Below are 12,214 nucleotides of genomic sequence, written 5' to 3' on the forward strand. Positions count from 1 at the left end.
TAATGTTGAATACAAAGTTTTCTCCATGGCCTTCTTTTACCCAAGAAGAGGCTAATAAAGTATCTGAGATTTTATTATCGAATAAAGTTAATTACTGGACCGGGCAGGAAGGCCGCAACTTCGAACATGAATTTGCTAATTTTACAGACAGCCAGTACGCCATAGCAGTTGCTAATGGTACTTTAGCGCTAGATTTGGCGTTGGTTGCACTTAATATAGGTGCTCGCAATGGTGGCAGAGATACAGATGAAGTTATCGTAACATCACGTACATTTTTGGCGTCGGCATCTTCAATTGTTACTGCTGGAGCTCGTCCTGTTTTTGCTGATGTTGATGCTAACTCTCAAAACATCACCGCTAACACTATCGAAGACGTTCTTTCTGAGAATACGAAAGGTATTATTGCTGTTCATTTGGCCGGATTTCCATGTGAAATGGATGAGATAATGTCTCTCGCAAATGTCAGAGATTTGGCAGTCATCGAAGATTGTGCACAAGCGCATGGCGCAATGTATAAAGGCCGTTCGGTGGGATCCATTGGTCACGTCGGCTGTTGGTCTTTCTGTCAGGATAAAATCATGACGACAGGTGGCGAGGGTGGCATGGTTACATGTAATGATGAAGCTCTTTGGCGTAAAATGTGGGCTTATAAAGATCATGGTAAATCATACGACGCGGTGTACGAGCGAGAGCATGCACCGGGCTTCCGTTGGTTGCATGAATCGTTTGGCACAAACTGGCGTTTAACGGAAATGCAATCAGCCGTAGGGCGGATACAGCTCGAACGAATGCCCGAGTGGTTTTTACTGCGTAATAAGTACGCCGATATGATTGCTAAGGCTTGTAATGAATTTGACTGTATCCGTGTACCTATGGTGCCTGAATACATTGAACACGCTCATTATAAATATTATGTGTTTGTTCGTCCTGAGTTTTTAGCAGATGACTGGAATCGTGATCGTATTGTTGCCGAAGTTAACGCATTAGGCGTACCATGTATGCAAGGTTCTTGTTCAGAAGTCTATTTAGAAAAGGCATTTGATAACACGAACTTTAGACCTTCAAAATCTTTGCCTGTTGCAAAGGAACTTGGTGAGACTAGTTTAATGTTCTTGGTGCACCCTACTTTAACCGAAAGTGAGATGGAACAAACTGTCCATGCAATTACTTCGGTGATAGGGAAAGCACAAAGGGATCTATAAGTTAAGAATACGTTACTATGAAAATTGCAATTGCCGGTACCGGCTATGTCGGCCTATCAAATGCAATGCTAATGGCGCAACACAATGAAGTTGTTGCCGTAGACATTGTGCCAGAGAAGGTTGATTTGCTTAACGATAAAATATCGCCAATAGTTGATAATGAAATTTCAGAGTTTTTACAGAGAGAAAGTTTAAACTTTCGAGCAACTTTGGATAAAAAATCTGCTTATAAAAATGCTGATTTTATCGTTATTGCGACTCCAACGGATTATGATCCTGTAACGAACTTCTTTAATACAGCGTCAGTAGAAGCCGTTATTAGAGATGTTATGGAGATTAATCCATCAGCTTGTATGGTGATTAAATCAACTGTTCCTGTTGGTTACACCCGTCGAATTCGTGAAGAGTATGGTTGTGATGGACTTATATTCTCTCCCGAATTCTTGCGTGAAGGTAAGGCTCTTTATGATAATTTGCATCCTTCTCGTATTATCGTTGGTGAAGATTCGGAGCGTGCTAGAAAATTTGCAGAACTTCTAGTTCAAGGGGCGGTGAAAGAAGATATCGATGTTCTTTTTATAAGCTCCACTGAAGCGGAAGCTGTTAAGTTGTTTTCAAATACCTACCTCGCAATGCGTGTTGCTTATTTTAATGAGTTGGATTCTTATGCGGAAGTACACGGCTTAGATACTCGTTCAATTATAGAAGGAGTAAGCTTAGATCCTCGAATCGGTTCGCACTATAACAATCCATCTTTTGGATATGGCGGATATTGTCTACCTAAAGATACAAAACAACTACTCGCAAATTATCAAAATGTGCCGAATAACATGATAAGTGCAATTGTTGATGCGAATAGGACTCGAAAAGATTTTATTGCTGACTCAATCATCGCAAGGCAACCCAAGGTGGTTGGAGTTTACCGATTGATCATGAAATCAGGCTCTGATAATTTTAGAGCATCCTCAATCCAAGGGGTTATGAAACGTATAAAAGCGAAAGGTATTGAAGTTGTCGTCTATGAGCCTGTATTAGAAGAAGATGAATTTTTTCATTCTCGGGTCATTCGAGAATTAGATGAGTTTAAGTCGATTTCCGATGTTATTATCTCGAATCGTATGCAAGATGAGTTGTTAGATGTAGAACATAAAGTCTATACACGTGATTTGTTTGGTAATGATTGATACCAATGATTAAAAGTTTGTTACAGGCTGACCATTGTCGGCCTGTTTTGTTTATTAAGGGATAGAATGAAGTATTTAGTAACGGGCGCAGCCGGGTTCATAGGCCACTACGTAGTAAAGAAACTATGTGCTTTGGGGCATCAGGTAGTCGGTTTAGATAACTTAAATGATTATTATGAAGTTAGTTTAAAAGAAGATCGATTAAAGGAACTTGATGAGTTTGTCCAAAGTGGTGCATTTCACTTTGTGAAGATGGATTTAGCCGATAGGGATGGAGTTTCGACACTGTTTGCAGAAGAGCAGTTTGATCGTGTCATTCATTTGGCTGCGCAAGCAGGTGTTCGTTATTCTATTGATAACCCATTAGCGTATGCGGATTCTAATCTCGTGGGGCACTTAACAATTTTGGAAGGGTGTCGACAAACAAAAGTGCAACACTTAGTGTATGCATCCTCATCTTCTGTTTATGGCTTGAATTCAAAAGTACCTTTTGCGACAACGGACAGCGTAGATCATCCAATCTCATTATATGCGGCGACGAAGAAATCAAACGAGTTAATGTCTCATACTTACTCTCATCTTTACGGTATTCCTACGACAGGTCTTCGTTTCTTTACTGTGTATGGTCCGTGGGGACGCCCAGATATGGCACTATTTAAATTTACTAAAAAGATAGTGGCGGGGGAGACCATTGATATATATAACAATGGCGATATGAGACGAGACTTTACTTACATTGACGATATCGTAGAAGGTATTCTTCGCATTCAAGATGTGATACCTGAAGCTAATGGTGACTGGACAGTAGAAGAAGGCTCCGCCGCGACAAGCTCAGCGCCATATCGTGTATTTAATATTGGTAATGGCAACCCTGTAAAGTTATTAGACTTTGTTGAATCGCTTGAAGAGTCACTAGGTATCGAAGCGAAAAAGAACTTTATGCCAATGCAGCCAGGTGACGTTTACCAGACATATGCTGAAGTAGAGGACTTGTTTGAAGTTACAGGAGTACGTCCTCAAGTATCCGTTCGAGATGGGGTGGCCCGTTTCGTAGACTGGTATCGTGAATATAATAAAATTTAGTTAGAAACAGCCGGCAATAGCCGGCTGTTTTATTTTTTTAAGGGCATTTATTGTTATTACTAGAACAAAGGGTAGATTGTTACAGTAGTCTTTAAAAATCAGTATACGTCCAAGTATTGGATTAATCAGGTGCAGACTCGCTATTTTCGTTTAACCATTGAAAGGAAAAGGTATAAGAATGTAATAGCTTGGGACTCATTATAGATAGGAAGAATAAGAGAATATGTGACTACGCTTTGCTAAGTGTTTTACTGATAGGCGGTTATATTATAACAAAACTGGCATAACGCCGGTTTTGTTGTTTTTGAGCAGCGGTATTTAGCTGAAAAACAAACTGGCTAGGATTTCAGTTAGGTCAAAAGAGCGTTTCACAGTAAATCAACAGATTAGGGTATGCTTTTCGCCCTAATCTATGCAATGGTCTCGCGCGCTATACGACATTCAAACGGATGAATGAAAGAAGGCCACACAAGCCAGTTTTGGTGTGTGAGGAAAGGTGTAATTAATTTGACGTTAGGTTTTATTTAAACTTTTCAACAAACTACTATAAACGTCATAATCAACAATATACCTTCGATGTTCTATTAATTGAATTTTTTGACGCTCATAAAAATCTTTATTTGTGCAAATGAACTTTAAAATATCGATTGGAGTGCCATCATATTTATCTTTGATGGTGAGTAACTCTGGTGAATGTTTTATTAATTCTATCGCTATATCTTCATAACCTAGTTTAACGGCAGTGTGTAAAGCTGTAGCACCGTCTATATTTTGAATTTTCGTATCGATAGGTGTTGCAAGAATAGCTTTTACGCATTCGATTGAATTAGCGGCTACTGCAGAGTGAAGAGCAGTTCTCCCCGTAATATCTATAGCATTCATATTAGTAGCTTTATTCTGTAGAAGCGTGTTTACTGTTTCAAGGTCGTTAACATTAGCTGCTAGCATTAATGGTGTTTGCATTTTAAAGTCTTGTTTGTTGACTAGTTTAGGCCATGCTTTGATTAATATTCTTAAACATCGCCTATGCCTTTGTACCATACCTTTTCTATCTATTGTTGAGATGGGGAAAGGCGCCTTGTAAAATCCTTGATGAGAATAGTCTAGTTTCATTAACTGCAGTAAAACGCTATCTCCACGAGGGGTTTTGATAATGTCATTGCTTAGTTTTTTATGCTGTTTTAGAAATTTTTCAAATTTATTTGCATCGAAATCTGTAGCTTTTACGAAATCTAGGAATTTGCCTAAAAATGGTTTTAGATTAACCGTTATTGGCGTCTCTAGTGCCTCGTACTTTGGAAAATGACGATATAGTTTTGTCCAAAAATATTCGTGCATTTTAACAGCAATGTCCTCAATGCTTGGTAGCTCCTGTAGATCATTTCTTAATCCTCCCCACATAACCATTTCTCTGTAGTATTTATCGTGGTTATTTGGGATCAGCTTTTGCTTCGCAACCAATGTTGCAAATAAATCTCGTGCAATTAACCCGCGGCTTTTTCCGACATTTTGATGGATACATTTCTCCAAGGCTTTTCTAAATAGCTGTTCTGCGCTTGTAAGATCATTTCTCATTATTGCTATATGGGCTTGGTATTTATATAGCAGGTAGTGATAATGCTCACCAATTAGATTCTGCTCAAATTCGGTTATTAGTGTCTGAAATTCTAATTCGCTTTTAGAATTTAATTTACACTCAGGTGAAATATATTTCTCAAGTTGTAGCGATAAGGTTTCTAGCTTTTCTTCACCTGAGTTTGCAATCTCCATTAAGCGTTCAAAACGTAACTTTTCAATTTTCGGATTTAAGCTTTGATAATGGGCTGATATAAGTAGCGAGTGAAATGACTTTATACTTGCCAAATGCTTTCTTGGAGTTTTGCCTTTGCTTAGTGTGCTCTGAATAGCAAAGGCTTCATTTGTTCTATTAATAAATATGTTTTCGATGTTTTCAGTTTGTTGTGAAAGTTCAGCAAAACTTTTCTCAGAATAGTGAAAAATATCTTCTATCGAAACTTGAGTTTGGCTTTTAAAAAAGTTGTTCAGAATATCTGTGTGCTTGCTTAATGTATTAAATTTTTCGTAAGCAATGGCTAGTAGTCTGTTACTTCTTAAATAATAAGGAAGAGATTTAGTAAACTCTTGATTTTCCCTATTTTCACCAAACCTTCCATATTGATATGCAATTTCGAGCGTACGAATATAGGTAAATTTATAGAGTTCTATTAACTGCAGAACTTTGTTCTTACTTTGATTTGGTTCGAAAATATAGCTTTTCTTTAATAAATAAGTGACTAGTTCTTTGTAGCCTTGTTCGATAGCTCTTGCTACTAGAAGCCTTGTCCTTACTTCCTTAATACTCGGCGCTTTATATCGTTTAAATATTACTTTCAAGAATGTTTTCAGTGATTCGTTATCTGCTTTACTATGCAAGCAGTCCGTTACGAATTTTTCAGGTAGACAAAGTGTTTCTTGTAGATCTTTAACAGATAGATTCTTTTGGGATATAAAACGTTTTGCGCTTTCTAAGTCTTCAAACTTTGAAATATTGTGGCAACCTTTATATTCGAGCGTTATATTGTCAGAAAAAAGCTTTGTTATTGTTGTTGAGTCTGGTGTGTTTTTGCCTGTTAACCAATTATCAATATCTTTAAGAGTGGACTCAAAAGACTTATTTGAATTATCTGGACATAATTGTTTTACAATATCAACTTTAGTCGCGGCCTGGCTTGAATCATAGCCCATTAAATCTAAAAACCAGTTAAGAGTTTTTTGGACAGGTAATTCTAGTTTGGAATTACAAGGCGAGACAGTTGGTAACATTAGAAAGCCGTATTGGCCAACGCTATCTTCAATTCTTGAGTCTAAGTGCCAAAAGGCGTGGTGCCTAGCTAGCCCTGGTATTAATATGCGGCTAAGATATTGCCATAAAATATTTTGCTTAGGTGCATTATAAGTAAAAGTTTCAAGTTCAATGGTTTTGTGAACCATGAATATTGAATTAAGGTTTTCTAGAAGATCACGTTCAGCGCGTTCATCAAATGCTAGGTTTCTCGCTATTGAGATACACACCTCTACCCACTTATCTTGGAAGTTTTTAAATTGTAATCCGTTATATTTAAATTTCTTCTTTGTTTCTGATGTGAAACCTATTTCACCAAAAAGTAGAGACTCAAGTTTTATTAATACTTCTTCAAACGTTGGTAATGCTGCCACAAATACTCCTTTTTGAGGCTTTTTTAATATTTCGAGGGGGGGAGTTTTCCGTTTTCATTTATCCATTTTGAACGTTTATCGATACTCAAGTTTCGATAGTTGTTCAAAAAAAGGAAAAATGATTATGTCGAAAAATTTAAATAGTTTCAATGAGATCGTGATTAACTGGCACATTACCGAAGTATGCAATTACAGTTGTGAGTATTGTTTTGCCAAATGGGGGAGACCCAACGAATTGCATCGCCAACCATTTGCTGTTGAAAACTTGATACAAGAGCTCGCTAGCTACTTTTTTAGTGAAGATTGTTCTTTCAAGAAAGTTATTCCATTTCGTGATGTTCGTATTAACTTTGCCGGTGGTGAGCCTTTTATTCTTGGTCGTCGATTTATCGATATTATTTACTTAGCCAAGTCTTATGGTTTTAAGGTGTCAATAATAACCAATGGCCATTTTCTTTATAACAACATAGACACTGTCCCTAATGATTTATTCGATATGGTGGGCATAAGTTTTGATAGTCAAAATGTTGGTGTTTCAAAAGCAATCGGGAGGGTAGATAGAAAAGGGCAAGTATTATCTAAAGATAACATATTGGCTTTATCTGAATGGGTAAGGGCTGATAATAATAAATCGAAATTTAAAGTTAATACGGTAGTTAACCAACTAAATGTAGAAGAAGACTTTTCAGAATTTATAAAGGTGCTATCGCCCGATAAATGGAAACTGTTTCAGGTTAAGCCTTTTAATGGCCATAACTTGCTAATTAACGATGAGCAATTTAGAGCTTTCGTTCAGCGTCATTGTGAAACTGGCGTTACCATTTTTGATGAAACAAATGATGAAATGACCGAATCATATTTGATGATAGACCCCAAGGGACGCTTTTATCAAAGTTCAACTGAAAGCACTGAATCAGGTCACTATTCATATTCTGACGTCATTACTGAGGTTGGAGCAGAGCGAGCAATAAAGCAAATACGGTTTAGCGCAAACAAATACCTGGAAAGATACGTTCCAAACAATGACATTGTTATTAATGGATTGGCTTTGTAGGGGGGATTTATGTGTACTCAAACTTGTAAAACGCGAAATGGTAAAGATAAAGCCTGCTACGACAATGAACTTGCTGCACAAGAAGCGGTTGAATATGTATTAGCTGTTCATCAAAATCACGTAACACCATATTATTGTAATAAGTGTGATTCTTGGCACCTAAGCCCTGCCAATAGACACACTCCTTGCCATGATTGTAATTTTTGTATTGGTCACTTAGGTGATGTGAAAAAGTCATATCATACTGAAAATGCTGCTGAACTGAGGGCTAGCATTATAGAAAAAGAACAAAACAAATATCTTAGGGTATATGAATGTCCTTATGGGGATGGTTGGCATTTGACCAGCAGTTTATATTAAGTTTATTTGAAAGGGTTAATGGGCATAAATTAGTTTTGATATAGAAATTTAAGCAGAGCTAACTTGTCGCCCATTTGATCTGCCTGACGATAAAGACTCCACTGACTAAGGAGCCCTAACAAACGATCTATTAGTGTTTTAGGTAGATGACTACCGTTATTACTAGAAATAATCGTTGTTTGTTACAGTAATCTGCAAAGAGCCGCTTAGGTCCTGGTAGTAGATAAATAAGGTGCAGTCTCGCTATTTGGGGGCAACCATTGAAAGTGAAGGGTATGTAGTGGCCAAAACTAGTTGACCACTACATAATGACTCCTTTAATAGTTGGTTCATTAAGAGTTCACTTGCTAAATCTAGTCTGCACGTATAGTTTGTTCGGCGTTACGCTAATAATTTTCAAGGGCCGAGTAGTCGATTGCGTTAGTTCTTAACATATTGACGAGCTGCACTTGGATTAAGCTATGCGTTTTAACTAAGTTGATTAGTCGGTTTACATCAAATACCAAGTCCGGCAATAATCCGTACAGTTTGAATCTCAAAGCTGTGTATTATATACTATGATAAGTGACGGAATTGTTCCGTACATGGAGGATATATGTCTACAGCTCGATTGGATATTCGTCTCGACGAAGAAATCAAAGCAAAAGCAGAAAAAGCATCGGCACTACTTGGCCTGAAAAGCCTGACTGAATATGTGGTTAGGCTTATGGATGAAGATGCATCGCATGTCATAAAAGAACATGAAACCATTGTGGTAAAAGATAATGTGTTTGATGAGTTTATGGCGGCATGCGATAAGGCGCAAGTGCCAAATGCCGCGTTACGTAATGCCGCAAGGTTAGCCGAAGAAAGCGGTATTAAATGACCTGGGCTAAAAGGTTTGTCGAATTAAACAAGGTACAACACGAGCGGCAGTATTTTGATTGCGGTGAACAAGAGCTGAATGATTTTCTAAAAACGAAAGCCTTAAAACATATGCGAGCTGGCATTAGCCGAACGATGGTTTTGCCCAGTGAGATGATGTTGCCAAATCAAAAACAAGCAATATGTGCCTTTTACTCTATCGCACCAAGTTCAATCAGTAGAGAAAGCTTACCTCCACTATGGCATAAAAAGTTACCTAATTATCCTATCCCTGTATTTTTACTGGCACAGCTTGCCGTTCATCGTGAATATCATGGTTCAGGTCTTGGACAAATCTGTTTGATACAAGCGTTAAAGTATCTATGGAATGTAAATAAACACATGAGAGCATTTGCGATTGTAGTTGATTGTTTAAATGAGCAAGCGCAAGCATTTTATGAAAAATTTGGTTTTACATTTTTATGCGATCAAAATGGTCGAACACGCCTTTATCTGCCAATGAATACTTTAGAAATATTGTTTAAGGAAAATTAGAACAGCATCACCTCTAAATTAAAAAATTATTTTCAATCTTATTTCTCCTCAAAAGTGTCACAATAATCGCTGATTTTAAATTCGAGTTTAGATAGACTAAGAACTGGGCTCAAAATCCCAATTGATTAGCATGCTAGCTCTATAAAAGCCTTTAAAAAATAATTGTTTTTATCTGTTTTTGTGGTCTGGTAAAAGTGGATGTATGTCGTCGGAGAACCAATTAGCGTATCAGGGGGGCAGTAGGTGAATACCATCAATTCTAGAATTAAAGGGGATATTGTCAGTCATTGCATTAATCACTTGACGTGTTATTTAAGCTGATGATACACAATTTCATAACCGAGCGCCTTGTAACCCTTTTCTCGTTTTGAAAACATCCGCTTAAGTGTCGGGTAGGGGTCAAGGTAATCATACACCTGAATTGATTTTTTACTACTCCATTCTCGTGATATACGACCCGCGTATTGCGCTAAAATTCCTTTCCACGCAATAGGCAAGGTGATAAACAATGTGTCTAAGTAGGGCAGGTCAAACCCTTCGCCCACATATTTTCCAGTCGCAATGATAACGAGTTTGTCGTTACTGAGATCTTTGTTCTTTTCAAGTGTCGTTATACGCTCTTTGCGTTGTTTTGCAGAAATGCCACCATGCAATTGCACAGCGGTTAAACCTTTTTCTGTTAGTAGTTTTGACAGTATATCAATGTGCTCTTTTCGCTCTGTCAGTACCATAACGGCACGTTTATCCTTTGTGCTTGCAATAATATCGTCAACAATTTTTTGATTTCTAACAAGATTAGTGACTAGATGTTGATAAACTTGTGAAATATGAGGTTTGTGATCAGGCTCTGACCATACAGCTGGAAAATCGATATTGGTTTCTTGAACGGTCACCTGTTGGTTGATCATTATGCCCGACTTTATGCCTTTATAAACAATGCCACCAAGTTGAAACATCATCAGTTTCTCTAATCCATCTTGGCGTTTGGGTGTGGCGGTAAAGCCGTGAATGAATTGAGCGTTGCAGGATTTTAATAAGCTTTCATAATTCGATGCGGGTACGTGATGGCATTCATCAACAATAATTTGGCCGTATTTCTCAATGTAGGGCTTTATGTCAATACCATTTCGACTGACTAAACTTTGATATGTTGCAATGTCAACTTGATAGCTAAGTTTGTTTCTGCCGCCAAGTAGTGAACCTACTTCTACGTTTGTTATAAATACGTTTGTGCGTTCTAGCCACTGCTCGGCAAGTTGCCTACTGTGGACCAATATCAACGTATTTACCTTTCTTTTGGCAATGAGCGCTAATGCCGTGACCGTTTTACCAAAACCTGTAGAGGCTTCGAGTATGCCGACTGAAGAATCTAATAACGCATTAACCGCTTTGTTTTGTTGGCTTTTTAATTTGCCGGTAAATTTTATGGTGGTCAGTTTATCGCCCGAAAAGCGTTTATCGTCAATTTGGACGTCAACGTTCTGCTCTTTTAACTTATCAACAACGGATGGTAGGCATCCACGTGGCAAAATGAGAAAATTTCCTTCAATATGAGCCGCGCAAATGTATCTTGGAACACCTATGGTCGATAGCCGTAGGCCTTGTCGTTTATAAAATTCCGCATTGGAAAATACGGCCAATTGTTTAAGTGAGGACGTTAATGGACCTGGGATTTTTTCAATTGGTATATAAAGTTGATCAGCAATGACTAATGAAATTTGTTCGGGGCAGTTTGCAATAGCTTGTTTGTTATGAGTATGTGGCTTCTTCCAAGGTGCCTGAGTTATATCGTCATGAGTCTTGTCATCGATTAACGTTAGATTGCGAAGGATATGATCAAGTGCAGCACTATCGAGTTTAGAAGTGGATGCAAGCTTGGCCCATTGATCGTTAGAAGCCGTACCATAATCATCTAAGAACACACTATTACCTTGTTTTCTTGACTCAAGTTGTAATGGTAGCGCAATTAAATTGCCAAAGCCGCCTTGGGGCATCAAGTCTTGATTGGGAAATAACCGATCAAAGCAGGAAAAAGACAGAGCAGGGTACATTTCCATCGCTTTCATTAATAGACCATTGCCTAGCTTTCTGGCTATAGATGCTTGAACTTTTTGCTTGAAAAATATCCAGACGTGACCACCATTGCCACTTCGTGAGCGTTCGATAAGGTGTGGCACTTGATAAACCTCACAGGCTTTTGAAAAAGCGTTAACAGAAACACGCCAATCATCCTTATCAAAATCTGCCGCTAAGATATACGTCGTATTGTCATTTAGAAGTGGGTAAATCCCAATGGTTTGTTTACCAGAGAGGTGATCAAATACCGCTTTTTTATCATATTGTTTAAAGTGCTGATTAGAGCACTCTGTGCAACTAATTCTAGGCTTATTGCAGATATTAGGTTTCCATTCATTCCAGCAAGCGGGTGAATAACCACTTCGACCATTTTGTGATTGCCATCGAAATGGGTAAATATCATGTCGTCCTTTAAAATAAGACATGAATAAATCTATTTTTGCTTCTACTGATTCGTGTTGGTTAAAATGCTTGGCAAGCTCAACTTCCTGCTGGGCACGGATTTTATTACGCTCTTCTATTAACAGATCTTTTTCAGCTGAAAGTTGCAAAAGACGGTTTTCTATTTCAACAAGCCTATCTGAAATTGAATTGGTCACACTTTATACCTAAAGGTTGAGTTAAGTTTTGCGCGAATTATT

Annotated in this window: 9 protein-coding genes; 7 read left to right on the forward strand and 2 right to left on the reverse strand. The window is 37.9% G+C overall.

What is annotated here, in order from left to right; all coding sequences use genetic code 11:
• The first annotated feature begins 2 nt into the window (after positions 1-2).
• The 3 genes from HII16_RS09235 (at position 3) to HII16_RS09245 (ending at position 3,469) form a co-directional block, all read left to right on the forward strand.
• Positions 3-1,202, forward strand: coding sequence for a DegT/DnrJ/EryC1/StrS aminotransferase family protein (locus HII16_RS09235; protein WP_169129520.1), 1,200 nt, complete (start codon positions 3-5; stop codon positions 1,200-1,202).
• 17 nt (positions 1,203-1,219) lie between these two features.
• Positions 1,220-2,386: a nucleotide sugar dehydrogenase gene (locus tag HII16_RS09240; protein WP_169129529.1), complete on the forward strand. Its 1,167-nt coding sequence runs from the start codon at positions 1,220-1,222 to the stop codon at positions 2,384-2,386.
• 66 nt (positions 2,387-2,452) lie between these two features.
• Positions 2,453-3,469, forward strand: a complete 1,017-nt coding sequence (locus HII16_RS09245) for an NAD-dependent epimerase (protein WP_169129531.1) — start codon at positions 2,453-2,455, stop codon at positions 3,467-3,469.
• A 513-nt stretch (positions 3,470-3,982) separates the two neighbouring features.
• Here HII16_RS09245 and HII16_RS17130 read toward each other — a convergent pair.
• Positions 3,983-6,685 (reverse strand): ankyrin repeat domain-containing protein, encoded by a 2,703-nt coding sequence (locus HII16_RS17130; RefSeq protein WP_169129533.1) that lies wholly within the window; start codon positions 6,683-6,685, stop codon positions 3,983-3,985.
• Between the two features lie 124 nt (positions 6,686-6,809).
• On the opposite strand from HII16_RS17130, the gene HII16_RS09255 reads away from it, so the two are divergent.
• The 4 genes from HII16_RS09255 to HII16_RS09270 all read left to right on the forward strand — a co-directional run bounded on the left by HII16_RS09255 (position 6,810) and on the right by HII16_RS09270 (position 9,497).
• A complete protein-coding gene (locus HII16_RS09255; RefSeq protein ID WP_169129535.1) occupies positions 6,810-7,739 on the forward strand; it encodes a viperin family antiviral radical SAM protein in 930 nt (309 codons plus the stop codon).
• Positions 7,740-7,748: 9 nt separating this feature from the next.
• Positions 7,749-8,099 carry a hypothetical protein gene (locus HII16_RS09260; RefSeq protein WP_169129537.1) on the forward strand — a complete coding sequence of 117 codons (351 nt, stop codon included), beginning with the start codon at positions 7,749-7,751 and terminating at the stop codon, positions 8,097-8,099.
• 595 nt (positions 8,100-8,694) lie between these two features.
• The gene (locus HII16_RS09265; RefSeq protein ID WP_169129539.1) at positions 8,695-8,964 is read left to right on the forward strand and encodes a DUF1778 domain-containing protein; all 270 of its coding nucleotides are present in this window, start codon (positions 8,695-8,697) and stop codon (positions 8,962-8,964) included.
• Positions 8,961-9,497 carry a GNAT family N-acetyltransferase gene (locus HII16_RS09270; RefSeq protein WP_169129541.1) on the forward strand — a complete coding sequence of 179 codons (537 nt, stop codon included), beginning with the start codon at positions 8,961-8,963 and terminating at the stop codon, positions 9,495-9,497. The genes HII16_RS09265 and HII16_RS09270 overlap by 4 nt, the downstream gene beginning before the upstream one ends.
• A gap of 308 nt (positions 9,498-9,805) precedes the next feature.
• Here HII16_RS09270 and HII16_RS09275 read toward each other — a convergent pair whose 3' ends face one another.
• Complete coding sequence (locus HII16_RS09275; protein WP_169129543.1) at positions 9,806-12,172, reverse strand: DEAD/DEAH box helicase; 2,367 nt, start codon at positions 12,170-12,172, stop codon at positions 9,806-9,808.
• Positions 12,173-12,214 lie beyond the last annotated feature (42 nt).

Source organism: Thalassotalea sp. Y01 (assembly GCF_012932945.1).
GTDB lineage: Bacteria > Pseudomonadota > Gammaproteobacteria > Enterobacterales > Alteromonadaceae > Thalassotalea_A.